The following is a 23494-nucleotide window of genomic DNA, read 5'->3' as shown; positions in this document are numbered from 1 at the left end:
CGCACCAGCGTCCTGTTCGCCATGCTCCGCGACGGAACCTTCTACGAACCCCGAACCCCACAGCTCGCTTGACGAAAGACATAGAGGCACCCCCCGGGGGATGCCCGTTCGTGTCTGTCTGTGCCCGAACACTTCTGCTTGCCGTTTACATTCCGGAAAACCGGGCGTAGCCTCCGAGCGAAACCACAGGTTCGGGCAGGTTCGGGCACAGGTCGGAGGTGAACGGTCATGTACGCACCGGAGCGGCAGCAGGAGATCCTCCGGCTCGCCCGGGACGGCGGTCGGGTGGACGTGGTGTCGCTGGCCGAGGAGTTCCAGGTGACGGCGGAGACCATCCGCCGGGACCTCAAGGCACTCGACCGCGCGGGTCTGCTCCGCCGGGTGCACGGCGGCGCGATCCCGGCCGGCCGGCTCGACTTCGAACCGGACCTCACCGAGCGCGAGTCCACGGCCGCCGACGAGAAGGACCGCATCGCCAGGGCGGCCCTCGCGGAACTGCCGACCGAGGGCACCCTGATCCTGGACGCCGGTTCCACGGTGGCCCGCATGGCCGCGGCGATCCCGCCGGAGGCCTCGCTGACCGTGGTCACCCACAGCCTGCCCATCGCGGCCCGCCTCGTCGACCACCCCGGCATCCAGCTCCACATCGTCGGGGGGCGGGTGCGGCACCGTACACGCGCCGCCGTGGACGCCTGGGCGCTGCGCGCGTACGGCGAGATCCGCGCCGACGTGGCCGTGGTGGCGGCCAACGGGTTCTCCGTGGAGCACGGCCTGACCACCCCCGACCTCGCCGAGGCCGCCGTCAAGCGGGCCGCCCTGACCGCCGCCCGGCGCGTGGTGCTGCTCGCCGACTCCTCCAAGTACGCCCAGGAGCACTTCGCCCGCTTCGGCGCCCTGAGCGATGTCGACCTGCTGATCACCGACCAGGGACTCACCCCCGAGGACGCGGGCGACATCGAGCGCGCCGGCACGGAAGTGGTACGCGCATGATCCTGACCGTCACCCCGAACCCGTCGCTGGACCGCACCTACGAGGTGCCCTCCCTCGACCGCGGCGAGGTCGTCCGCGCCACCGGCGAGCGGGTCGACCCCGGCGGCAAGGGAGTGAACGTCTCGCGCGCGGTGACCGCCGCCGGGCAGCGCACCGTCGCGGTGCTGCCGCTGGGCGGAGCTCCGGGCGCACTGGTCGCCGACCTGCTCGACGCGCAGGGCATCGAGGTCGCGCCGGTGCCCATCACCGGGCCCACCCGGTCCAACATCGCGCTCGCCGAGGCCGACGGCGTTCTCACCAAGATCAACGCACCGGGCCCCGAACTCTCCCCGGCCGAACGGGAACTGCTCCTGGAGACCGTACGGCGGCAGTCGCCCGGCGCGGACTGGATCGCCTGCTGCGGCAGCCTGCCCCGCGGACTCGCCCCGTCCTGGTACGCCGACCTGGTGGCCCGCGCGCACGCCGCCGGTGTCCGCATCGCCCTGGACACCTCCGGACCGGCGCTGCTGCGGGCCCTGCGGGAGCGGCCCGACGTCGTCAAGCCGAACGCCGAGGAGCTGGCCGAGGCCGTCGGGCGTCCGCTGGCCACGGTCGGCGACGCCGTGAAGGCCGCCGAGGAACTGCGAGAGCTGGGCGCCCGTTCGGTGCTCGCCAGCCTGGGCGCCGACGGGCAACTGCTCGTGGACGACGCGGGCACCTGGTTCGGCACCGCCCGCGTGGACACCGTACGCAGCAACGTCGGCGCCGGGGACTCCTCCCTGGCCGGCTTCCTCGTCGCCGGCGGCGCGGGCCCCGGTGCCCTCGCCTCCGCCGTCGCGCACGGCGCCGCCGCCGTCCGGCTGCCCGGCAGCGTGATGCCGACGCCGCACGACCTGGACCCGGCCGCCGTGACGGTCACGTCCGAGGTGCCGGTGAACCGCGTACTGAGAGAGCCGGTGTCATGAACCCCGGTCTCCTCCGCCGCCCGGCCCGCGGTTCTCTCCCCGGGGCCGTCCCCCGTCCCCACTGCTGTGCCCCCGTCCCCCTCCCCGCCCCCGCCCCTCACCCCACGTTCCGGGCGATACGCGAGCTAAGGAGCCCGCGATGAGCGACATGATCACCGCGGACCTGGTCGACCTCGACCTGTCCGCCGACACCAAGGAAGCGGCGGCGCGTGCCCTCGCGGAGCGCATGGTGGCCCTGGGCCGGGTGACCGACCTGGAGGGCTTCCTCGCCGACGTGGCCGCCCGTGAGGCGCAGATGCCGACCGGCCTCGACGGCGGCATCGGCATCCCGCACTGCCGCAGCGAGCACGTCACCGAGCCGACGCTCGCCTTCGGGCGCAGCGCGGCCGGCGTCGACTTCGGGGCGGCGGACGGCCCGGCCGACCTGATCTTCCTGATCGCCGCTCCGGCGGGCGCCGACGACGCCCACCTGACGATCCTCTCCTTGCTGGCCCGGCAGTTGATGAACGCCGACTTCACCGCGGCGCTGCGCTCGGCGGGCGACGCGGCGGCCGCCGCCGCGCTGATCCGCGGGGAGAAACCGACACCGGCCGCGGGCACGGGCGCGACCGCGGACACCACGGGCACGGGCGCGACTGCGCACACCACGGACCCAGTCGCGACCACAGACACCACGGGCACGGGCGCGACCGCGGACACCGCGAACACCGGCGCGGCCACAGACACCACGGACACCGGTGCGACCGCGGAAACCGCGAACACCGGTGCGACCGCGGGCACCACGGACACCGGTGCGGTCTCGGCGGCGGCCTCCGCCGAGACCGCACCGGGCAGCACCGGCCGGGATTCCGCGGGCGGGGCCGACCGCCCCTTCCGCATCGTCGCCGTCACCTCCTGCCCCACCGGCATCGCGCACACCTACATGGCGGCCGAGTCGCTGGAGAACGCGGGCCGCGAGGAGGGCGTCGAGGTCGTCGTCGAGACCCAGGGCTCGGCCGGGTTCACCCGGCTCGACCCCGCGGTGATCGCGGCGGCCGACGGCGTGATCCTCGCCCACGACGTCGCCGTGCGCGAGAAGGACCGCTTCGCCGGGAAGCCCACCGTCGACACCGGCGTCAAGGCCGCCATCAACCGGCCCGGCGAGCTGATCGGCGAGGTCCGCGACAAGGCGGCCCGCGGCGAGGTCACCTCCGCGTCCCCGGGCGCGACGCCCGTCGAACGCGGCGGGGAGTCCGGCGAGGGCTACGGCACCAAGCTCCGCAAGTGGCTGATGTCCGGCGTCAGTTACATGGTCCCGTTCGTCGCCGCGGGCGGTCTGCTGATCGCCCTGGGCTTCGCGATCGGCGGCTACGAGATCAACAAGGCGCCCTCCGTGACGGACCACTTCGTGTGGACCCAGGCGGACAGCTGGGCGGCGCTGCTCTTCCAGATCGGCGGCGGGGCCTTCGCCTTCCTCGTCCCGGTGCTGGCCGGGTACATCGCCTACGGCATGGCCGACCGGCCGGGCCTGGTCCCCGGCTTCGTCGGCGGTTCGATCGCACTGACCATCAACGCCGGGTTCCTCGGCGGCCTCGCGGCCGGTCTGATCTCCGGCGCGGTGGTGCTGGCGATCCAGCGGGTGCCGATACCGAAGGCGTTGCGCGGCATCATGCCGGTGGTGGTGATCCCGCTCGTCTCGGCGGCGGTCGTCGGGTTCCTGATGTTCGTCGTGATCGGCAAGCCCATCGCGTCCGCGCAGTCCGGGATGACCGACTGGCTGGGCGGACTGTCCGGCACCAACGCCGTCCTGCTCGGCGCGCTGCTCGGCCTGATGATGTGCTTCGACCTGGGCGGTCCGGTCAACAAGGTCGCCTACACCTTCGCCACCGCGGGCATCGCGGTCGCGGACCCCAGTGACTCGGCGATGAAGATCATGGCGGCGGTGATGGCGGCCGGCATGGTCCCGCCGCTGGCGATGGCCCTGGCCACCACGGTGCGCGGCCGGCTCTTCAACGCCGCCGAGCGCGAGAACGGCAAGGCCGCCTGGGTCCTGGGCGCCTCCTTCATCTCCGAGGGCGCGATCCCGTTCGCCGCGGCCGACCCGCTGCGGGTCATCCCGTCCTCGATGGTGGGCGGCGCGGTCACCGGCGCCCTGTCGATGGCCTTCGACGCGACGCTGCGGGCCCCGCACGGCGGCATCTTCGTGGTCCCGCTGATCGGCAACCCGCTGCTCTACCTGGTCGCCGTCGCGGCCGGTGTCTGTGTCACCACGGCCCTGGTGATCGTCCTCAAGGGGCTGCGCAGGCCGGTGACGGGCAGCGCGGCCCAGGGAGCGGGCGGGGGCACGGACCCGTCGGCGCCGACGCCGGGAGCCAAGGAGCCGGTGGCCGCGTAAGAGATGCCCGGGACGGGGGCGGGGCGGGCTACGGGGACACCTGTGCCGCGCGCCGCTCCATCGCCCGGCGAGCCGTGTCCTCGCTGTCGTACACCTCGCACATGTGGCGCCCGTCCGGAGTGGCGGTGTGCTCGACCTCCCACAGGGAGACCTCCACGCCGTCGCGCAGCAGGAACGCGTGCTCGTAGAGCGAGAAGCCGATCCGGGCCCGGCCCGCGCGGCCGGGCCCGCCGAAGGCCTGGACGATCTGGTGCCCGCACGCCGTCGACAGCCGGTCGGCCAGGTCGGCGTCGGGCCGGTCCGCGTTCTCCGCGCGGCGCAGCAGCCGGCGGGCGTGGTCCGCCGAGGCGTCGGGGACGTAGGCGTGGCGCGGGATGGGGACGGGTGAGAGCCGCACCTGTACCGGCAGCTCGAAATCGGGGGCGTCGGGCGGCAGGGCCAGCCGGGAACCGGCGGCGTGCAGCTCCTCCTCGTCCACGTAGACCTCGTGCTGCGGCTCGCTGCCCGGGGCGGTGTTGTGGACCAGCTCCCACAGCGTGAGCGCCGAGCCGTCGGCGAGCAGCCAGGTGTGCCGGTACGTCTCGCGGTGCAGCCCCGCGCTGTGGTGCGCGGAGTGCAGCGAACCGTCGTGCGCCAGCGCGCAGTCCAGTCGCCGCAGGATCTCGTCGGGCAGCTCGAACGAGTTCAGGGCACGACCGAGCAGCCGCATGAGGTGCTCCTCCGGAGACTCGGGCGACTCGGGTGGTTCGTACGCTGCCGTCTCGTACGGAACGCTCAAGGTTTCTCCCGGCGTTGCTGCATGTCACCTTGTGGGTGCATACCGTAGCCCCTCGGTCGGACATCATGTTTGGGAACCGAGAAAACGTCCGCACGAAAAACGCGTGGGCCGCGCGAAAAGTTTCCGCGCGGCCCGACGAACCGTCAATAATCCCTGCTCACCGACCGATCAGGCGGCGTCCTGGGTCCACTCGCTCCAGGGCATGTTCCAGCCGTTGAGACCGTTGTCCGGCGCGATCGTGTCGTCCGGGGAGTTCTTGACGATGACGACGTCCCCGATGAGCGAGTTGTCGTAGAACCACTTGCCCGGGGTGTCGCCCTGCGCCCCCTGTGCGTCCGCCAGTCCGACACAGCCGTGGCTGGTGCCCTGGGAGCCGAAGGGCGGATTGTCGGGGTCGTACCAGTAGTTGCCGTGGATGAAGGTGCCGGACTGGCTCAGCCGCATCGCGTGGGGCACGTCCGGTATGTCGTACTCGCCGCCGAACCCGACCGTCGAGCCGTTCATACGCGTCTGCTCGGACTTCTCCGAGATCACCATCTGCCCGTTGTACGTCGGGTTCGCGGCGCTGCCCGCGGAGATCGGGACCGACTTGAGGATCTCGCCGTCGCGCACCACCGTCATGGTCTGCGTGTTCACGTCCACCGTGGAGACCTGTGCGCGGCCCACGGTGAAGGTCACGGTCTTCTTCTGCACGCCGTAGAGGCCGTTCGCGCCCTCCACCCCGTCCAGGTCGATCTTCATCGTGACCTTGGAACCGGCCTTCCAGTACTCCTCGGGCCGGAAGTCCAGCCGCTGCGCGCCGAACCAGTGGCCGACCACCTCCTGCCCGCTGCTGGAGGTGACCGAGATGTGCGACTGCACGCTCTTCCTCTCGGTGATCGCCTTGTCGAAGGTGAACGACACCGGCATCCCCACCCCGACCGTGCTGCCGCCGTCCGGGGTGTACGTGCCGACGAAGCTGTTCTCCGACGAGACGGTCGTGAAGACCGAGTCGGCGGCGGCCGTGCGGCCGTTGGCGTCCTTCGCCTGTGCGGTGATCCGGTACTTCGTGCCCCGCTCCAACTGCTCCTTCGGCTTCCAGCTGCCCCCGTCGCCGGACACCGCGCCCGGTACGGCGGCCCCCGTCTCCGCGACGGTCATCCTCACCTCGGTCAGCTTGCCGTCGCTGACCTTCACGCCGGTCGCGTTGATCGAGGCGCCGGTCGACCCGTCCTTGGCCGAGATCACCAGCTTCGCGACCGAGGTGTCGGCGGACCCGGCGCCGCCCTTGCCGTCCTTCTCGTCGTCGGCGCTGGCGCTTCCGCCGCAGGCGGTGAGGGTGAGGGCGCCGACCACCAGGGCGGCACAGGCCCCCAGTACGCGCCGCGTGGCTATGTCCGGCGTTGTCACGGGCTGCTCCAGATTCGGGTGTGGTGCGGTGTTCGCTTCAGGCGTGTAGAGGTGCCCGGCCGCCCGTGGGGTTCCCACCGGCCGCCCGGAACGCCGACGCGTGACAAAACCCGGACAATCGCAACGCAGCCGGGTCAACTTCCCCTGGTCACAGCCCCGTACACCGTCGCGCGCCCCTCCTCACGGCGCTTCCCACGCCGCTTCCCCCACCATTTCTCTCACTGCTCCTCTCGCCGCTCCTCATCCCTCCCGTCGCACCTCGCCGTACAGCTCCCCGTACGACGGCCAGGCCCCGCCCGGACCGTCCACCGGGTCGGCGGCCCGGAGGGCGCGCACGATCGCGCGCGTCACCACGTCCGCGCCCGCCGCCAGCACCTCGTTCAGCGCGAGCGGCTGCCCGGCGTCGAGCGGACGCTCCCCGGTCGCGAGGGCGAACACCGTGTCTCCGTCGCTGAGCAGGTGAACGGGCCGCACGGCACGGGCGATGCCGTCGTGCGCGGTGCCGGCCAGCTTCTGTGCCTGCGCCTTGGACAGGTCGGCGTCGGTGGCGACCACGGCCAGCGTGGTGTTCAGCGGCGGCGGCGCGTTGCGCGCGGCGACCTCGGCCAGCCGCCGCCCCGCGGCCTCGTGGACGTCCGGCGCCGGGTACTCCACCCGACCGCCCCGGAACAACTCCCCGTACAGCACCCCCGTCTCCGGATCCGTCGCCGACCCCGCCGCGTTGGCCACCACCAGCGCTGCCACCGTGACCCCCGAGGCGAGCACGGTGCTCGCGGTGCCCACACCGCCCTTCAGCGTGCCGACCACGGCACCCGTGCCCGCCCCGACACACCCCTCGGCCACCTCGGCGCCCGGCGTGCTCGCGTGCGCCGCCTCCGCCGCCGCGTACCCGGTGGCCGCGTCCGGCCTGGCCCGGAAGTCGCCCCCGCGCCCCAGGTCGAAGACGCAGGCCGCGGGCACCACCGGCACCACGTGCGCCGGGTCGGGACCGACCCGCACGCCGCGGCCCCGCTCCTCCAGCCAGGCCATCACGCCCGAGGCCGCGTCGAGCCCGTAGGCGCTGCCGCCGGTCAGCACCACCGCCTGGACCCTCTGCACCAGGTTGCGCGGATCGAGGGCGTCGGTCTCCTTGGTGCCGGGTCCGCCGCCGCGCACGTCCACACCGGCGACGGCGCCGCCCTCCGGCGCGAGCACCACCGTCGTCCCCGTGAGCCACCCGTCCCCGGCCCGCGTCGCATGCCCCACCAGCAGACCGGCGACGTCCGTCAATGCGTCAACTGTCATTCCGCCAGTCTCGTCCAGCCACCGGCGACGGCACGGGAGCCGAGGGGGAGTCGACCGGAAGCCGCCTGGGAGCGAGCCGGGACCCGACCGGGACCCCGGCCGGGCTCCGGCCGCGCCTCAGGCCGTCGGCGCCTCCTCCCGGCGCTCCCGCTCGGTGCGCAGCGCGGTCAGCGCCACTCCGGCCGCCACGGTCAGGGCCAGGACGATCCCCGCCCCGAGCACCGCCTCCGCGCCGAGGAAGGTGCAGCCGAGCACCAGGAGCGCGCCCGCCGGCAGCACGACCTGCTCGGCGAGGCCCACCTTGAAGTGCCGTGCGTGCAGGGCCCACACCGTGAGCAGGAACACCGACGTGGGCAGGGTCACCGCGGCGGACGCCGCGACCTCGGAGATGTGCGCCTTGCCCACGGCCTGCTCCACCGCCACCTCCAGTCCCGCCCCGATCGCCGCCGCCGAGGCGAACACCAGATAGTGGCCGTAACCCCACAGGAAGGACTGTCTGCTGGACTTCAGATAGCTGTGGACGGGCACCACGAAGTAGATCCACCAGGCCGCGAAGACGATCAGCAGTCCGCCGGCCGCGATCGGGAGCACCTCGCCCAGCGCGTCGTTCTCCTCGATGCCCGACTTCACCGCGACCGTGGCCGCGGCGATGGTCTCGCCGAGGACGATGATCGTGAGCAGCCCGTACCGCTCGGAGATGTGGTGCGGATGCCACGAGGACGGGTGCTTGCGCTCGGCGTACGCCGGCACGCACAGCTCCAGCACCACCATCACCAGGAACAGCCAGCCGCGGTCGCCCTCCGGCAGGAACAGCAGCCCCAGCCAGCCGATCTGGCAGAGCAGCACGCCGACCGAGTAGCTCCGGGCCATGGTGCTCTCCGGGGCCGCGGCGGACCGGCCCGCTCTGAGCCACTGCGCCGCCATGGCGACCCGCATGATCACGTAGCCGATGACGACGGCCACCCAGTCGTGGTCCTCGAAGGCCCGGGAGACCCCGGCCGCCAGGACCAGCACACCGGCGATCTGGACCAGCGTGACGACCCGGTAGAGGACGTCGTCGTTGTCGTAGGCCGAGGCGAACCAGGTGAAGTTCATCCACGCCCACCAGATGGCGAAGAAGATCATCGCGTAGTTGAGGACGCCCTCGCCGGCGTGCCCCTCCGCGACCGCGTGCACCAGTTGGACGCCGGCCTGGGCGATGGCGACGACGAAGCAGAGGTCGAAGAAGAGCTCCAGCGGCGTGGCGACGCGGTGCGGCTCGTGCCGGTGGCGGGCCTTCAAGCGGCGCACCGGAGGGTGGCCGTCGGGCGGCGGGCCGGCGGGCGCGCTTGCGGAGGAGGAAGTGGACATCATGGCTCCCAGCACAGCAGACGACGGTGCGGATGTGCTCGCGGACTCCCTCCGCCGGGACGAGCGGGGCGGAGGGGACGCCGTCCACGGGGCGAGCCGTACCCTGGGAGCATGAGTACCACCCCCGAACCCGAGCCCCGCGCGCCCCGGCCCGCGCTGGTCTTCGACGACCCGCTGGACCAGCAGAGCTCGGACGACACCGACCGCGGCTGGGGCGAGCGGTCCGAGGGCGACAGTGCGGCCGACCTGAAGCGCTTCCTCGACGAGAAGCCGCCGCACCACCTGTGAACCGCGGGCGCGAGCGCTATGAGCGGTCGTGCCCCGAGCCGCGCTGGGCGATCAGCGCGTCGCGGATCTCCTTGAGCACCTCCAGCTCGGAGACCTCGATGATCTCCTCCGCGCTCTCCTTCGCCTTGCGGCGGGCCTCCTGCCGGGCCAGGTACTTCGACATGGGCAGCACCATCAGAAAGTAGACGACGGCCGCCGTGATCAGGAACGTCAAGGTGGCGCCCAGCACCGAGCCCCAGAGGATCCGCACGCCCGTGGCGCTGTCGCCGGTCCCCGTGCACGGGCCCTTCAGGCAGGAGCTGTAACTGTCCAGGCTCTGCGTGCCGAACGCCCCGACCAGCGGATTGATGACCCCTTCCACCACCGAATTGACGATCTTGGTGAAGGCGGCGCCGATGACGACCGCCACCGCCAGGTCGATGACGTTGCCGCGCATCAGGAAGGCCTTGAAGCCCTGCCAGACACTCGGCTCGTTCTTCTCGCTCACGGTGGGGGCACTCCTCGCTTGAACAGGTGCAGGAACCAAACGCTCCGCAACCTACGACAGCGTTGGGCCGTCCTGTCCAATCCTGTCCCTCGAACGAGGGACTTGACCCGCTCAGCACAGGGTCACCGCCAACCGTTCCGTGGTAGCCGCGCCGACCAGTCGGTGGGCGGTGGCGCGCGGCACCGAGACGACGACCAGCGCCCCGCCCACCGCCGCTTCCGCCACGGGCTCCGGCACCTTCGCCACCCGCACACCGCGCGCGAGCACGGAGGCGTCGCCCGCACCGCCGTCACCGGCGGCGACGACGTCGACCCGGTCGCCCGGCCTGAGCAGCCGCACCGTGCCCGCATCGGCGATGCGCACCGGCGCCGCCACGAGCCGGTCGCCCGGCCGCTCACCCACCGGACCGCCCACCGGGCCCCCCACCGGATCGGCCACCGGGTGTCCACGGGCCCGCCGCGTGTCCTGGCCGCCGGCCCCCGGATGCGGGCCCGCCGCCACCAGCGCGGCGGCGGTGACCGCGAGCCCGGCCGCCAGGGCCCGCCGTCGGTGTGCGACGAGCCGGTGCAGGGCGCGGCGCCCGCCACGCACCCGCACCGGGGCGAAGGGCGGCACCTCACGGGTGGGCGGCGCGTCGCCGCCGGGCGGAAGAGAGGAGCGAAAGGGAGAGACGGCGGAAGAGGGCGTGAAGGCGGGAGAGGGAGAGACGGCGGAAGAGGGCGTGAAGGCGGGAGAGGGAGAGAAGGCGGTAGCGGGGGCGAAGGCGGAAGCGGAAGGCACGGCGGAAGCGGGAGAGAAGGCGGGAGAAGAAGAGGGCGGGGAGGGACGGAACACGGTGACCACCACCTGTGACGAGGGACCGGCTTGCGCTCCCACGATGGGGCTTTTTGCCGCGGTCCGCCGAAACCCGTGGATCACGGACCGGTTGTGGACAACTCCCTCACCGGAACGGGTTGTTCCGAAGTCCGTTCACCCCCGCTGCCCCTACGGCAGCGTGATCCCCGGATCCATCCCGCCCAGCGCCGCCCCGCACGGGCAGTCCCGCTCCCCGGTCGACGGCAGCGCCGCCACCGCGTCGAACAGCACACCCCGCAGCCGGTCCACGTTGGCCGCGAACACCCGCAGCACCTCCTCGTGCGAGACGCCCTCGCCGCTCTCCGCGCCGGCGTCGAGGTCGGTCACGAGGGTCATCGAGGTGTAGCAGAGCTCCAGCTCACGGGCGAGGGCCGCCTCCGGGTGGCCGGTCATGCCCACCACCGACCAGCCCTGCGCCCGGTGCCACAGGGATTCCGCGCGGGTCCCGAAGCGGGGCCCCTCCACCACGACCAGGGTGCCGCCGTCCACGGGCTCCCAGTCCCGCCCCCGTGCCGCCTTCAGCGCGGCGGCCCGTCCGGTGGGGCAGTACGGGTCGGCCAGCGACACGTGCACCACGTTGGGCACCGTGCCGTCGGGCGTCGGCAGCCCGTCGAAGTAGGTCGACGGGCGGGACTTCGTGCGGTCGACGAACTGGTCCGGCACCAGCAGCGTGCCCGGCCCGTACTCGGGCCGCAGGCCGCCGACGGCGCACGGGCCGAACACCTGGCGCGCGCCCACCGAGCGCAGCGCCCACAGGTTGGCGCGGTAGTTGATCCGGTGCGGCGGCAGATGGTGGCCGCGACCGTGCCGGGGGAGGAAGGCGACCCGCCGGCCGGCGATCTCGCCGAGGAAGAGGGAGTCGCTGGGCGGCCCGTACGGGGTGTCGACCCGGACCTCGGTGACGTCGTCGAGGAACGAGTAGAACCCGGAGCCGCCGATCACACCGATCTCGGCCCGCACGTCCTTGGCCTGCATGTCCTGGGCCCGCATGTCCTGGGCCCGCACGTCCTGGGCCCGCATGTCCTGGGCCCGTACGTCCTCGACCCGTACGTCCTCCCCCCGGACATCGGCCCGCGAGTCCTCGGCCTTCACCTTGTTCGCCATGCCCGCACCCTAACCGCCCCGCGGCACGCCGAGGACCCCGCCGTCGGACGACGACAGGGTCTCGTGGGAACCGGGTGTGAACCGGGTGCTACGCGGCCGTGGAGCCCGCGGAGGAGCTGCCCGAGCCCGAGGACGACGACGCCGAGGACGACGAGGACGAACCCGAGTCCGAGGACGACGAAGAAGCCGAGGACGAGGCCGCCTTCGAGGACGACGACGCCGGCGAGCTGCTGGACGAGCTGCCGCGGCTGTCGTTGCGGTAGAAGCCGGAGCCCTTGAAGACGATGCCGACCGCCGAGAAGACCTTCTTCAGGCGTCCCTGGCAGTTCGGGCACTCGGTCAGGGCGTCGTCGGTGAACTTCTGCACCGCCTCGAGGCCCTCGCCGCACTCGGTGCACTGGTACTGGTACGTCGGCACTGTCTTCCTCCTGGCACTCTCACTCGATGAGTGCTAACGACGGTCTATAGTGACCTATTCCTCGGGATCAGTCCACTGTGGCGGGCGCGCGGTGACCGACACCACGTGCGACCGTGCGGCCGTGGGGCCGGGGTGCCAGCCGCGAGCGCAGCGCCACCAGGACCATCAGCGCCAGGACCGTGCCGCCCATCGGCACCAGGAATCCGGCGCCGTCCCGGAACCGGTCCTCCAGCTGTCCGGCGACGGTCACGGCCGCCGCCTGGCCCAGCGCGACGGCGCCGGTCAGCCAGGTGAAGGCCTCGGTGCGGGCCCCCGCCGGGACCAGGCCCTCGACCAGGGTGTAGCCGGTGACGATGGCGGGCGCGATGCACATGCCGACCAGCAGGCCGAGGCCCGCCAGCACGAGCACCGAGTGGGCGGCCCACAGGCCGGACGCGGTCAGCGCGAGGGCGGCGTAGCCGACCAGGAGGCGCCGCTGCGGGGCGACCTTCCAGGCGACGGCGCCGCAGGCCAGGCCGGAGATCATGTTGCCCGCCGCGAAGACGCCGTACAGGACGCCGTTCAGGCCGGGCTCGCCGATCGACTCGGTGAACGCCGCCAGCGACACCTGCATGCCGCCGAAGACGGAACCGATGCCCAGGAAGGCGACGATCAGTACGCGTACACCGGGGACCCGCAGCGCGGAAACGTGCTCCACGCGCGCGTGCTCGCCGTCGGCGCCGTCGGCGCCACCCACGACGGGCTGGGTGCTCTTGCGCGCGGCGAACAGCAGACCGCCCACCAGGGTGAGCGCGGCCTCCGTGACCAGGCCCGCGGCGGGGTCGACGGCGGTGCACAGGGCGGTCGCCAACAGGGGACCGAGGACGAAGGTCAGCTCGTCGGTGACGGACTCGAAGGCGGCCGCCGTGCTCAGCAGCGGGGAGTCCTTGAGCCGTGCGGCCCAGCGGGCCCGCACCATGGGCCCGACCTGCGGCACCGACGCACCGGTGGGCACCGCCGCGAGGAACAGCGCCCACAGGGGCGCGTCCGCGAGCGCGAGGACGGTCAGGGTGAGGCCGGACGCGGCGTGCACGAGCACGCCGGGCAGCAGGACGGCGCGCTGCCCGTAGCGGTCGGCGAGCCGGCCGCTGTACGGGGCGAACACGGCCATGGAGACGCCGGTGACGGCCGCGGCGGCGCCCGCGACGCCGTAGGAGCCGGTGGTGTGCTGCACCAGCAGCACGATGGAGAGCGTGAGCATGGCGAACGGCTGGCGTGCCGCGAAGCCGGGGAGGAGGAACGTCCAGGCGCCGCGGGTGCGCAGCAGCTGCCCGTATCCCGGACGGGTGACCGTGGATGCCACGGCCCGTGCCTTTCTGCCGCCTGGTAGCGCGGTCCCGCTGCATGGTGGTCGTCGTACGGGAGCGCCGAGAGCTGTCCACTCGCGCGGACTGCGGTAGATGCCGGAGCCCGCGTGGATGAGGGGGCGATCCGGCCGCCATACGGTCGCGCCAGCTCTGCTTCAGGCAGAGGTGGTTCGATCAGGTGCGGCCTTCATCGTACAGGGGGTGGGACGGTGTGACCTGTGAAAGAGAGCACCTTCCGTCCCGTCACCTGCGATTGCCGCGTGCGCCTTCGGTGTCGGTCGTGCCGAGCCAGCCGGCCAGCTTGCCGCCGTGGCCGACCGCGCGCAGCCGCGCCTCGGCGGCGTCCCGGACGGGGTCCGTGGCGACCACGAGGAGTTCGTCCCCGCGGCGCAGCCCCGTGGTCGGCAGCGGCACGAAGGACGTCCCGTCGCGGACGACCAGGGTGACCGCGGCCCCGGTGGGCAGCCGCAGCTCGTTGACCTCGACGCCGTGCATCTTCGAACCCTCGGGGATCGTCACGGACAGCAGGTGCCCGCGCAGCCGCTCCAGCGGCGCCGACTCGATGCCTAGGTCGGCCGTCTCGTCCCCCTTGCCCAGGTGCAGCTTGCGGGCCAGCCACGGCAGCGTCGGCCCCTGTACCAGGGTGTAGACGACGACCAGGACGAAGACGATGTTGAAGATGCGGCGGCTGCCCGCGACGCCCTCCACCATGGGGATCGTCGCCAGGATGATGGGCACCGCGCCGCGCAGCCCGGCCCAGGACATCAGGGCCTGCTCCTGCCACGGCACCCGGAAGGGCACCAGGCACAGCACGACGCTCAGCGGGCGCGCGACCATGGTGAGCACCAGCCCGATGACCAGGGCGGGCAGGATGTCGTCGCCCAGTTCGTGCGGGGTGACCAGCAGGCCGAGCAGGACGAACATGCCGATCTGGGCGAGCCAGCCGAGCCCGTCGGCGAAGCCCCTTGTGGCGGGCCAGTGCGGCAGCCGGGCGTTGCCCATGACCATCGAGGCGAGGTAGACGGCCAGGAAGCCGCTGCCGTGGGCCATCGCGCCGGCCGCGTAGGCGGCGATGGCGATCGACATGACGGCGATGGGGTAGAGGCCGGAGGCGGGCAGTGCCACCCGCTTCAGCCCCCACGACCCCAGCCAGCCGACCGCCAGTCCGATGGCCGCGCCGATGGCCAGCTCCAGGGCGATCTCGCCGATGAGCACGTACCAGTGCGTGATCGGGCCGGCCGTGGAGAAGGCGACCACGAGGATGACCACCGGGGCGTCGTTGAAGCCGGACTCGGCCTCGAGCGTGCCCGTTATCCGCTTGGGCAGCGGGATCCGACGCAGCACGGAGAAGACGGCCGCGGCGTCCGTGGAGGAGACCACGGCCCCGACGATCAGCGCCTGCCGCCATTCGAGACCGGTCAGGTAGTGCGCGCCCGCCGCGGTCACGCCGACGCTCACCGCGACTCCGCCCAGGGCCAGCGCGGAGGCGGCCGGCAGGGCCGGTTTCGCCTCTTTCCACTTCGTGCCGAGTCCGCCCTCGGCCAGGATCACCACGAGGGCCCCGTAGCCGATGACCTGGACCAGTTCGGCGTTGTCGAACTTGATGTCGCCGATGCCGTCCTGGCCCATGGCGACGCCGATGGCCAGGTAGACGAGCAGGCTGGGGAGCCCGCTGCGCGAGGAGATCCGGACCGCCGCCACGGCGATGAGCAGGACGAGCGAGCAGACGAGCAGGAGCTGGTTGAGGTGGTGGACAGTCAGCGGCCGTTCCCTTTCCCTGGCGCACAGCACGGATCACAGCACGGATCACAGCGCGGGTGAGCACGCCCGCGCGGCGCGCGAGGCGTACACCGGCGCACCCCTATGGCACACGAATCCGCCATGCTCTGCGGACAACTACTTCGTTACCTTACCTAACTCTTGACGCTTTCTTGACGCTCGGCTTGGCAAGATCGAACGCCCGTGCGTCCCTCTACCCGACTCCGCGTCATGGCGGAGTCGGGCCTGCGCCTACAGTTGCTCCAGCGCTCGGCGCTCAGCGCTCGGCGTCCAGCCTCGGTACGAAGCACAGCCCGCCCCTGCCGCTCGTGTTAGGACAGCAAGGACAGCGATGCCCCCCACCACCACCGCCCCCACGGGTCAGCAGCCCGGCACGTCCGGAAGGAAGAAGGCGCGCAAGGGGCGCAAGGGCCGCCTGCTCGTCCTCGTGCTGGTCCTGGCCCTCATCGGCGGCCTCGCCTACGGGGCGTACTGGTCGGTCAGCACCGTCCGCGCCTCCTTCCCGCAGACCAAGGGCTCGATCACGCTGGGCGGCCTGTCGGGTCCGGTCGACGTCAAACGCGACGGGTACGGCATCCCGCAGGTCTACGCCTCCAGCGAGGAGGACCTGTTCATGGCGCAGGGCTACGTCCAGGCGCAGGACCGGTTCTACGAGATGGACGTCCGCCGGCACATGACCGCCGGGCGCCTGTCGGAGATGTTCGGCAAGAGCCAGGTCGACAACGACGAGTTCCTGCGCACCCTGGGCTGGCACCGGGTGGCGAAGAAGGAGTACGACGAGAAGCTCTCGGACTCCACCAAGAAGTACCTCCAGGCCTACTCCAAGGGCGTCAACGCCTACCTGAAGGGCAAGGACGGCGCGGACATCTCCCTGGAGTACGCGGCCCTCGGGTTCACCAACGACTACAAGCCCCAGGAGTGGACCCCGGTCGACTCGGTGGCCTGGCTGAAGGCGATGGCCTGGGACCTGCGCGGCAACATGCAGGACGAGGTGGACCGCGCGCTGATGACCAGCCGCCTCGGCCCCAAGCAGATCGCCGACCTCTACCCGGCGTACCCGTACGACCGCAACAAGGCGATCGTCCAGGAGGGCCAGTACGACGAGCTCACCCGGACGTTCGACGGCGGCGACGGCGGTTCGTCGGGCAGCGGTGGCGGTGACGGCACCGGGACGGGCACGGGCACGGGAACCGGCACCGGCACGGGAACCGGCACCGGCACGGGAACCGGCTCCGGCAGCGCCCTCCAGGGCCAACTGGCGGGCCTCCAGGAGGTCCTGGACGACGTGCCCACCGCCGTCGGCGTGAACGGCAACGGCATCGGCTCCAACTCCTGGGTCGTCTCCGGCAAGCACACCATCACCGGCAAGCCGCTGCTGGCCAACGACCCGCACCTGTCGCCGTCCCTGCCCTCGGTCTGGTACCAGATGGGCCTGCACTGCCGCACGGTCTCCGACAAGTGCCGCTACGACGTGGCCGGATACACCTTCGCGGGCATGCCCGGGGTCGTCATCGGCCACAACCAGAAGATCGCCTGGGGCCTGACCAACTCCGGCGCCGACGTCACCGACCTCTACCTGGAGAAGATCACCGGCGAGGGCTACCAGTACGACGGCAAGGTGGTCCCCTTCGAGACGCGCGAGGAGACCATCAAGGTCGCCGGCGGCGACTCCAAGAAGATCGTCGTCCGCGAGACGAACAACGGCCCCCTGCTCTCCGACCGCGACGACGAGTTGGTGAAGACCGGCAAGAAGGCCGCCGTCGGCAGCTCCGCCCCCGACCGCGGCGACGGCTACGGCGTCGCCCTGCGCTGGACGGCGCTGGACGCGGGCACCACCATGGACGCCGTCTTCGCGATCGACCGCGCCCAGAACTGGGACGACTTCCGCGAGGCCGCCACGCTGTTCGACGTGCCCTCGCAGAACCTGGTCTACGCCGACAGCGAGCACATCGGCTACACGCTGCCCGGCCGGATCCCGGTGCGCGCCGAGGGCCACGACGGCTCGGTCCCGGCGCCGGGCTGGAGCCCCAAGTACCGCTGGACCGGCGAGTACATCGACCAGGACGAACTGCCCTACGAGTACGACCCGGACCGCGGCTACATCGTGACCGCCAACCAGGCCGTGGTCGACAAGGACAAGTACCCGTACACGCTCACCACGGACTGGGGCTACGGCGCCCGCAGTCAGCGCATCACCTCCCTGATCGAGCAGAAGATCAAGGACGGCGGCAAGATCTCCACCGACGACATGCGCCAGATGCAGCTCGACAACAGCAGCGAGATGGCCAAGCTGCTCGTGCCCCAGCTGCTGAAGATCGACATCGCCGACAAGGACGTCCGTGAGGCGCAGAAGCTGCTGGAGGGCTGGGACTACACCCAGGACGCCGACTCGGCCGCCGCCGCCTACTTCAACGCGGTCTGGCGCAACGTCCTCAAGCTCGCCTTCGGCAACAAGCTGCCCAAGGAGCTGCGGGTCGAGGGCCAGTGCCTGTGGGTCGACCCGGTCAACACCACCGGCCCGGCGGACGAGACCAACAAGGTCCGCGAGTGCGGCCAGCGCGAGGCGGGCCAGGCGCAGCCGGACGGGGGCGACCGCTGGTTCGAGGTGGTCCGCACACTGATGGAGAAGCCCAAGAGCGACTGGTGGACGACGCCCGCCTCGGGCACCCGCAAGGGCGCCGACCACAACCGCGACGACCTGTTCAAGCGCGCCATGATCGACGCCCGCTGGGAGCTGACCGCCAAGCTCGGCAAGGACATCGACAGCTGGAACTGGGGCCGGCTGCACCGCCTGTTCCTGAAGAACCAGACCCTGGGCACCGAGGGCCCCGGCTTCCTGAAGTACGCCCTCAACCGCGGCCCCTGGAAGCTCAGCGGCGGCGAGGCGGCGGTCAACGCCTCCGGCTGGAACGCGGCCGGCGGCTACGGGGTGATCTGGGTGCCGTCCATGCGGATGGTGGTCAACCTCGGGGACCTCGACAAGTCCCGCTGGATCAACCTCACCGGCGCCTCCGGACACGCCTACAGCGCCCACTACACCGACCAGACCGACAAGTGGGCGAACGGCGAACTGCTGCCGTGGTCCTTCTCCAAGAAGGCCGTCGACGAGAGCACGAGCGACACGCTGCTGCTCAAGCCGTAGCCCGCGTCCGTCGCACGGGAAACGGCCTCCACGCGCGCGTGGAGGCCGTTTCCCGTGCGCCCGCCGTCAGCGGAACCTGCGCACCCCCGACGGCGTCACCACCGCGTCCACCGGCCGGTCGTGCGGCTGGGCGGGGACGCGCGCGACGACCTCCCGGTCGTACAGCAGCACCAGCAGCGCGGGACGGGCGCCCGCCGCCTCCAGGCGGGCCAGAACCCGGTCGTAGGAGCCGCCCCCGCGCCCCAGGCGCAGGCCGCGGCCGTCCACCGCGACCCCCGGCAGCAGCACGACGTCCGCCCGCGTCACCGCGTCCGGCCCCAGCCGCTCACCGGCGGGCTCGTACAGCTCCATCCGCCCGCCGTGCCGCACGCGCGCGAGGGAGTCCTCTCCGGTGTACTCGCCCCAGTCCAGGTCGTTGTCCGGCAGCAGCGCGGGCAGCAGGACGCGCACCCCCCGCGCGCACAGCGCGTCCAGGAGCGCGAGGGTGCCCGGCTCGGCGCCCACGGAGACGTACGCCGCCACGGCGCGCGCCCCCGCCACCTCCGGCAGCCCGAGCGCCCGCGCGGCCAGCGCCTCGGCGGCTTCCCGCACGTCGTCGGGCGTCAACCCCTCCCTCGCCGCGAGGAAAGCCCGCCGCAACGTCCGCTTGTCAGGTTCGTCCACTGGGCCGAGATGAGACATCGGTGACTCCCGTACCGCGCTAATGCGCTCATATGAGCGCCTATGATCCCGAGTCACAGATTCTCCCTATAGGCACCGGATATGGTGGCGCGCATGACTCAGTCCCACCCCAGGATCAGCAAGGCTGTCATCCCAGCAGCCGGTCTCGGTACCCGGTTCCTGCCGGCCACCAAGGCCACTCCCAAGGAGATGCTGCCGGTCGTCGACAAGCCGGCGATCCAGTACGTGGTCGAAGAGGCCGTGGCCGCGGGCCTCGGTGACGTCCTCATGGTCACGGGCCGCAACAAGCGCCCCCTGGAAGACCACTTCGACCGCAACTACGAACTGGAGTCTGCCCTCCAGAAGAAGGGCGACGCGGGCCGCCTGGCCAAGGTCCAGGAGTCCAGCGACCTCGCGATGATGCACTACGTCCGCCAGGGCGACCCCAAGGGCCTCGGCCACGCCGTGCTGTGCGCCGCCCCGCACGTCGGCCACGAGCCCTTCGCGGTCCTGCTCGGCGACGACCTCATCGACCCGCGCGACCCCCTGCTCCAGCGCATGATCGACGTCCAGGAGCAGTACGGCGGCAGTGTGATCGCCCTCATGGAGGTCGCGCCGGAGCAGATCCACCTCTACGGCTGCGCGGCCGTGGAGAGCACCACCGACGGCGACGTCGTCAAGGTCGGCGGACTGGTCGAGAAGCCCGACCCGGCCGACGCCCCGTCCAACTACGCCATCATCGGCCGCTACGTCCTCGACCCGCACATCTTCGACATACTCCGCACCACCGAGCCCGGCCGGGGCGGCGAGATCCAGCTGACCGACGCCCTCCAGCAGCTCGCCGCGGACGAGTCCGTGGGCGGCCCGGTGCACGGCGTCGTCTTCAAGGGCCGCCGCTATGACACCGGCGACCGCGGCGACTACCTGCGTGCCATTGTCAGACTCGCATGCGAACGTGAAGACCTGGGCCCGGACTTCCGGACCTGGCTTCGCAGCTACGTAGCCGAGGAGATGCAGGGACGTTGAGCAGCAGCGCACACCGTGACACCGGCCACGACCACGCCGCCGCGGGCCCCGGTCCGGACCGGCTGTGGTCGGTGCAGGACCACCTGGACGACGTCCTGGCCACCGTCCGTCCCCTGGACCCGATCGAGCTGAACCTGCTCGACGCCCAGGGGTGCGTCCTGGTCGACGACATCACGGTGCCGCTGTCCCTGCCGCCGTTCGACAACAGCTCCATGGACGGCTACGCGGTGCGGGTCACCGACGTCGCGGGCGCCAGCGAGGAGTTCCCCGCCGTCCTGGAGGTCGTCGGAGACGTCGCCGCAGGCCAGGCCGACCCGATCACCGTGGGCCCCGGTCAGGCCGCCCGCATCATGACCGGCGCCCCGCTCCCGCCCGGCGCCGAAGCCGTCGTCCCCGTCGAGTGGACCGACGGCGGGCTCGGCGAGGGCCCCGTGGCGGGCATGCGCGCCCGCAGCCTCGCCCCCGAGGGCGCCGAGGGCCACGTCCACGTGTACCGGCCGGCCGAGGCACGCGCCCACGTCCGCGCGCAGGGCAGCGACGTCCGCTCCGGCGACCGCGCCCTGGCGGCCGGCACCGTCCTCGGCCCGCCGCAGATCGGCCTGCTCGCCGCGATCGGCCGGGGCACGGTACGGGTGCGCCCGCGCCCGCGCGTGGTGGTGCTCTCCACCGGCAGCGAACTCGTCCAGCCCGACGAGCAGCTGGCGGCCGGTCAGATCTACGACTCCAACAGCTTCGCCCTCACCGCCGCCGCCCGGGACGCCGGTGCCATCGCCTACCGCGTGGGCGCGGTCTCCGACGACGCCGAGACCCTGCGGGCCACCATCGAGGACCAGCTGGTGCGCGCCGACCTGATGGTCACCACCGGTGGCGTGAGCGTCGGGGCGTACGACGTGGTCAAGGAGGCGCTGGCCCACGTCGGCGACGAGGACGAGCCGGGCGGCGGCGTGGACTTCCGCAAGCTCGCCATGCAGCCCGGCAAGCCCCAGGGCTTCGGCTCCATCGGCCCCGACCACACTCCGCTGCTCGCCCTGCCGGGCAACCCGGTGTCGTCGTACGTCTCGTTCGAGCTGTTCGTGCGTCCCGCGATCCGCACCCTCATGGGTCTGCCCGACGTGCACCGCCCCACGGTCACCGCGTACCTGGCCGCGGACAAGGCGCTGACCTCGCCGAAGGGCCGCCGCCAGTTCCTGCGGGGCAGTCACGCCGACGGATCGGTCACCCCCGTCGGCGGCTCCGGCTCCCACCTCGTGGCCGCCCTCGCGCACGCGAACGCGCTGATCGTCGTCCCCGAGGACACCGAGTCCGTCGAGCCCGGTGCCGAGGTCGAGGTGGTCCTGCTCGGCTGAGCGGGCTCCGATGGCGGTACCGTGTCGCGCACAGCAGGCCCACGCGCCGCACCGCGCCGGGCCAGGACCGGGAGCCCCACACGAGCATGAGTACGCAGGACCGACCGCCGAGCAGCGGACAGGACCCGCAGGACCGGCTGACGCACATCGACGAGGCGGGCGCCGCCCGGATGGTCGACGTCTCCGGCAAGGACGTGACCGCACGCACCGCCCGCGCCAGTGGACGCGTCCTCGTCGCGCCCCGCGTGGTCGAGCTGCTGCGCGGCGAGGGCGTGCCGAAGGGCGACGCCCTGGCCACCGCCCGGATCGCGGGCATCATGGGCGCCAAGCGCACCCCCGACCTGATCCCCTTGTGCCACCCGTTGGCGGTCTCCGGTGTGAAACTGGACCTGTCGGTCGCGGACGACGCCGTGGAGATCACCGCCACGGTGAAGACGACGGATCGCACGGGCGTCGAGATGGAGGCGCTCACCGCGGTCTCCGTCGCCGCGCTCACCGTGGTCGACATGGTCAAGGCGGTCGACAAGGGAGCGGTCATCACGGACGTCCGGGTGGAGCAGAAGACGGGCGGCAAGTCCGGCGACTGGACCAGGTCATGACGCCGGACGACGGCGCCGGTGGGGCCCTTTCCGGGCCGTACGCCGCCCTGGTCGTCACGGCGTCCAACCGGGCCGCCGCCGGTGTCTACGAGGACAAGGGCGGACCGCTGGTCGCCGAGGGCCTGCGCCGCTTCGGCTTCGCGGTCGACGGACCCCGGGTCGTCCCCGACGGCGACCCCGTGGAGGCCGCCCTCCGCGCGGGCGCCGAGGCGGGCTACGACGTCATCGTCACCACCGGCGGCACCGGCGTCTCGCCCACCGACCGCACCCCCGAGGCGACCCGGGCGGTGATCGACTACGAGGTGCCGGGCATCGCGGAGGCGATCCGGGCGTACGGCCGGGACAAGGTGCCGACGGCGGCGCTCTCCAGGGGACTGGCCGGAGTGGCGAACGGCACGCTGATCGTCAACCTCCCGGGCTCCTCCGGCGGGGTGAAGGACGGCCTCGCCGTGCTGGAGCCGCTGCTGAGGCACGCCGTGGACCAGCTGCGCGGCGGCGACCACCCGAGACCCGCCAGCGGTGGGGGTGCGAGCTGAACAGCCCCTCCTGGCCCGCGGAGCTGAGGGACGGCGACATCGTCCTGAGGCCGATAAGGCTGCGCGACCAGCGGACCTGGCGCGAGGTCAACCGGCGCAACCGGGACTGGCTGCGCCCGTGGGAGGCCACCATCCCGCCGCCCGGGCCCGGCGGCCCGATCGCGCACCGGCCGACCTACCGGCAGATGGTGCGGCACCTGCGCTCCGAGGCCCACGCGGGCCGGATGCTGCCGTTCGTCATCGAGTACCAGGGGCGCCTGGTCGGCCAGTTGACGGTGGCCGGCATCACCTGGGGCTCGATGTGCTCCGGACACGTCGGCTACTGGGTGGACGAGGCGGTGGCCGGCCGCGGGGTGATGCCGACGGCCGTGGCGCTGGCCGTGGACCACTGTTTCCGCACCGTCGGACTGCACCGCGTCGAGGTCTGTATTCGTCCCGAGAACGCGCCGAGCCGCCGGGTGGTGGAGAAACTCGGATTCCGGGAGGAGGGCCTGAGGCCGCGATATCTGCACATCGACGGAGCCTGGCGGGACCACCTCGTCTTCGCGCTCACCGCGGAGGAGGTGCCCGAGGGCATGCTGCGGCGATGGCACCGGTCACGGCACCGCGGCACACCGAACGCCGGGAACAGCGGCAACACCGGTACCACCGGTGGTGCCGGCACCACCGGAAATTGAATAAACGTTCGAAATTGATCGGGTCACGACCATCCGAAAGCGGATAATTTCGCGGTCCTGGCAGTCTGCTGATCGGATCGATCACAAGAAAAGTTCGAAATATCAGCCAGATCGTGCGACAC

21 protein-coding genes are annotated in these 23494 nt (G+C 72.2%); 10 read left to right on the top strand and 11 right to left on the bottom strand.

The genetic code is table 11. The features are described 5' to 3' along the window. The first annotated feature begins 228 nt into the window (after positions 1–228). The 3 genes from IE94_RS0130650 to IE94_RS0130640 all read left to right on the top strand — a co-directional run bounded on the left by IE94_RS0130650 (position 229) and on the right by IE94_RS0130640 (position 4308). Positions 229–990, top strand: a complete 762-nt coding sequence (locus IE94_RS0130650; protein ID WP_030190728.1) for a DeoR/GlpR family DNA-binding transcription regulator — start codon at positions 229–231, stop codon at positions 988–990. Beyond that, positions 987–1934, top strand: coding sequence for a 1-phosphofructokinase (gene pfkB, locus IE94_RS0130645; protein WP_030190726.1), 948 nt, complete (start codon positions 987–989; stop codon positions 1932–1934). Before IE94_RS0130650 ends, pfkB begins: the two co-directional genes overlap by 4 nt. A gap of 139 nt (positions 1935–2073) precedes the next feature. Beyond that, complete coding sequence (locus tag IE94_RS0130640) at positions 2074–4308, top strand: PTS fructose transporter subunit IIABC (protein WP_030190723.1); 2235 nt, start codon at positions 2074–2076, stop codon at positions 4306–4308. A 28-nt stretch (positions 4309–4336) separates the two neighbouring features. Here IE94_RS0130640 and IE94_RS0130635 read toward each other — a convergent pair whose 3' ends face one another. The 4 genes from IE94_RS0130635 to IE94_RS0130620 all read right to left on the bottom strand — a co-directional run bounded on the left by IE94_RS0130635 (position 4337) and on the right by IE94_RS0130620 (position 9109). Continuing rightward, positions 4337–5086, bottom strand: coding sequence for a DUF6227 family protein (locus IE94_RS0130635; RefSeq protein ID WP_030190721.1), 750 nt, complete (start codon positions 5084–5086; stop codon positions 4337–4339). A 168-nt stretch (positions 5087–5254) separates the two neighbouring features. Further along, positions 5255–6475, bottom strand: a complete 1221-nt coding sequence (locus tag IE94_RS0130630) for a L,D-transpeptidase (protein ID WP_030190719.1) — start codon at positions 6473–6475, stop codon at positions 5255–5257. 240 nt (positions 6476–6715) lie between these two features. Continuing rightward, positions 6716–7759, bottom strand: a complete 1044-nt coding sequence (locus tag IE94_RS0130625) for a P1 family peptidase (RefSeq protein ID WP_030190716.1) — start codon at positions 7757–7759, stop codon at positions 6716–6718. A gap of 117 nt (positions 7760–7876) precedes the next feature. Continuing rightward, the gene (locus tag IE94_RS0130620) at positions 7877–9109 is read right to left on the bottom strand and encodes a low temperature requirement protein A (protein ID WP_030190713.1); all 1233 of its coding nucleotides are present in this window, start codon (positions 9107–9109) and stop codon (positions 7877–7879) included. Positions 9110–9220: 111 nt separating this feature from the next. Here IE94_RS0130620 and IE94_RS39575 point away from each other — a divergent pair, with 111 nt between their 5' ends. Then, on the top strand, positions 9221–9397 hold the full coding sequence (locus IE94_RS39575) for a hypothetical protein (protein WP_037923974.1): 177 nt from the start codon (positions 9221–9223) through the stop codon (positions 9395–9397). A 16-nt stretch (positions 9398–9413) separates the two neighbouring features. Here the strand turns inward: IE94_RS39575 and mscL are convergent, their stop codons facing one another. From mscL to IE94_RS0130585, 6 genes are all read right to left on the bottom strand, one after another. Continuing rightward, complete coding sequence (gene mscL, locus IE94_RS0130610) at positions 9414–9884, bottom strand: large conductance mechanosensitive channel protein MscL (RefSeq protein ID WP_030190710.1); 471 nt, start codon at positions 9882–9884, stop codon at positions 9414–9416. A gap of 111 nt (positions 9885–9995) precedes the next feature. Continuing rightward, positions 9996–10499, bottom strand: a complete 504-nt coding sequence (locus tag IE94_RS0130605; protein ID WP_030190708.1) for a hypothetical protein — start codon at positions 10497–10499, stop codon at positions 9996–9998. Positions 10500–10868: 369 nt separating this feature from the next. Further along, positions 10869–11714: an S-methyl-5'-thioadenosine phosphorylase gene (locus tag IE94_RS0130600; protein WP_030190706.1), complete on the bottom strand. Its 846-nt coding sequence runs from the start codon at positions 11712–11714 to the stop codon at positions 10869–10871. A gap of 217 nt (positions 11715–11931) precedes the next feature. Further along, a complete protein-coding gene (locus tag IE94_RS38495) occupies positions 11932–12261 on the bottom strand; it encodes an FmdB family zinc ribbon protein (RefSeq protein WP_030190704.1) in 330 nt (109 codons plus the stop codon). Between the two features lie 67 nt (positions 12262–12328). Then, a complete protein-coding gene (locus IE94_RS0130590; protein ID WP_030190701.1) occupies positions 12329–13603 on the bottom strand; it encodes an MFS transporter in 1275 nt (424 codons plus the stop codon). Positions 13604–13850: 247 nt separating this feature from the next. Next, a complete protein-coding gene (locus tag IE94_RS0130585) occupies positions 13851–15398 on the bottom strand; it encodes a potassium/proton antiporter (RefSeq protein ID WP_030190698.1) in 1548 nt (515 codons plus the stop codon). Positions 15399–15717: 319 nt separating this feature from the next. Between IE94_RS0130585 and IE94_RS0130580 the strand changes: the two genes are divergently transcribed. Beyond that, the gene (locus tag IE94_RS0130580) at positions 15718–18528 is read left to right on the top strand and encodes a penicillin acylase family protein (RefSeq protein ID WP_030190695.1); all 2811 of its coding nucleotides are present in this window, start codon (positions 15718–15720) and stop codon (positions 18526–18528) included. 66 nt (positions 18529–18594) lie between these two features. On the opposite strand, the gene IE94_RS0130575 is transcribed toward IE94_RS0130580, so the two are convergent. Then, on the bottom strand, positions 18595–19209 hold the full coding sequence (locus IE94_RS0130575; RefSeq protein ID WP_030190693.1) for a 5-formyltetrahydrofolate cyclo-ligase: 615 nt from the start codon (positions 19207–19209) through the stop codon (positions 18595–18597). A gap of 93 nt (positions 19210–19302) precedes the next feature. On the opposite strand from IE94_RS0130575, the gene galU reads away from it, so the two are divergent. The 5 genes from galU (at position 19303) to IE94_RS0130550 (ending at position 23372) form a co-directional block, all read left to right on the top strand. Further along, entirely contained in the window at positions 19303–20214 is a 912-nt protein-coding gene (gene galU, locus IE94_RS0130570; protein WP_030190692.1) for a UTP--glucose-1-phosphate uridylyltransferase GalU, read from the top strand. After that, positions 20211–21560: a molybdotransferase-like divisome protein Glp gene (gene glp / locus IE94_RS0130565; RefSeq protein ID WP_030190690.1), complete on the top strand. Its 1350-nt coding sequence runs from the start codon at positions 20211–20213 to the stop codon at positions 21558–21560. The genes galU and glp overlap by 4 nt, the downstream gene beginning before the upstream one ends. Before the next feature lie 86 nt (positions 21561–21646). Continuing rightward, the gene (gene moaC, locus IE94_RS0130560; protein WP_030190688.1) at positions 21647–22159 is read left to right on the top strand and encodes a cyclic pyranopterin monophosphate synthase MoaC; all 513 of its coding nucleotides are present in this window, start codon (positions 21647–21649) and stop codon (positions 22157–22159) included. Beyond that, complete coding sequence (locus tag IE94_RS0130555; RefSeq protein WP_030190685.1) at positions 22156–22695, top strand: MogA/MoaB family molybdenum cofactor biosynthesis protein; 540 nt, start codon at positions 22156–22158, stop codon at positions 22693–22695. Before moaC ends, IE94_RS0130555 begins: the two co-directional genes overlap by 4 nt. Beyond that, positions 22692–23372 (top strand): GNAT family N-acetyltransferase, encoded by a 681-nt coding sequence (locus IE94_RS0130550; protein WP_030190683.1) that lies wholly within the window; start codon positions 22692–22694, stop codon positions 23370–23372. The genes IE94_RS0130555 and IE94_RS0130550 overlap by 4 nt, the downstream gene beginning before the upstream one ends. The last annotated feature ends 122 nt before the right edge of the window (positions 23373–23494 follow it).

This window comes from Streptomyces violaceorubidus (assembly GCF_000717995.1).
Taxonomy (GTDB): Bacteria; Actinomycetota; Actinomycetes; order Streptomycetales; family Streptomycetaceae; genus Streptomyces; species Streptomyces violaceorubidus.
The sequence above is the reverse complement of the archived record's forward strand: the minus strand, read 5'-3'. Positions and strand labels throughout refer to the sequence as shown.

What these genes read in the sequence shown, in the direction of transcription:
- IE94_RS0130650 (WP_030190728.1), top strand. Translation starts at nt 229, where the DNA reads ATGTACGCACCGGAGCGGCAGCAGGAGATCCTCCGGCTCGCCCGGGAC.
- pfkB (WP_030190726.1), top strand. Translation starts at nt 987, where the DNA reads ATGATCCTGACCGTCACCCCGAACCCGTCGCTGGACCGCACCTACGAG.
- IE94_RS0130640 (WP_030190723.1), top strand. Translation starts at nt 2,074, where the DNA reads ATGAGCGACATGATCACCGCGGACCTGGTCGACCTCGACCTGTCCGCC.
- IE94_RS0130625 (WP_030190716.1), bottom strand. Translation starts at nt 7,759, where the DNA reads ATGACAGTTGACGCATTGACGGACGTCGCCGGTCTGCTGGTGGGGCAT.
- IE94_RS0130620 (WP_030190713.1), bottom strand. Translation starts at nt 9,109, where the DNA reads ATGTCCACTTCCTCCTCCGCAAGCGCGCCCGCCGGCCCGCCGCCCGAC.
- IE94_RS39575 (WP_037923974.1), top strand. Translation starts at nt 9,221, where the DNA reads ATGAGTACCACCCCCGAACCCGAGCCCCGCGCGCCCCGGCCCGCGCTG.
- IE94_RS0130600 (WP_030190706.1), bottom strand. Translation starts at nt 11,714, where the DNA reads ATGCAGGCCAAGGACGTGCGGGCCGAGATCGGTGTGATCGGCGGCTCC.
- IE94_RS0130580 (WP_030190695.1), top strand. Translation starts at nt 15,718, where the DNA reads ATGCCCCCCACCACCACCGCCCCCACGGGTCAGCAGCCCGGCACGTCC.
- IE94_RS0130575 (WP_030190693.1), bottom strand. Translation starts at nt 19,209, where the DNA reads ATGTCTCATCTCGGCCCAGTGGACGAACCTGACAAGCGGACGTTGCGG.
- galU (WP_030190692.1), top strand. Translation starts at nt 19,303, where the DNA reads ATGACTCAGTCCCACCCCAGGATCAGCAAGGCTGTCATCCCAGCAGCC.
- moaC (WP_030190688.1), top strand. Translation starts at nt 21,647, where the DNA reads ATGAGTACGCAGGACCGACCGCCGAGCAGCGGACAGGACCCGCAGGAC.
- IE94_RS0130555 (WP_030190685.1), top strand. Translation starts at nt 22,156, where the DNA reads ATGACGCCGGACGACGGCGCCGGTGGGGCCCTTTCCGGGCCGTACGCC.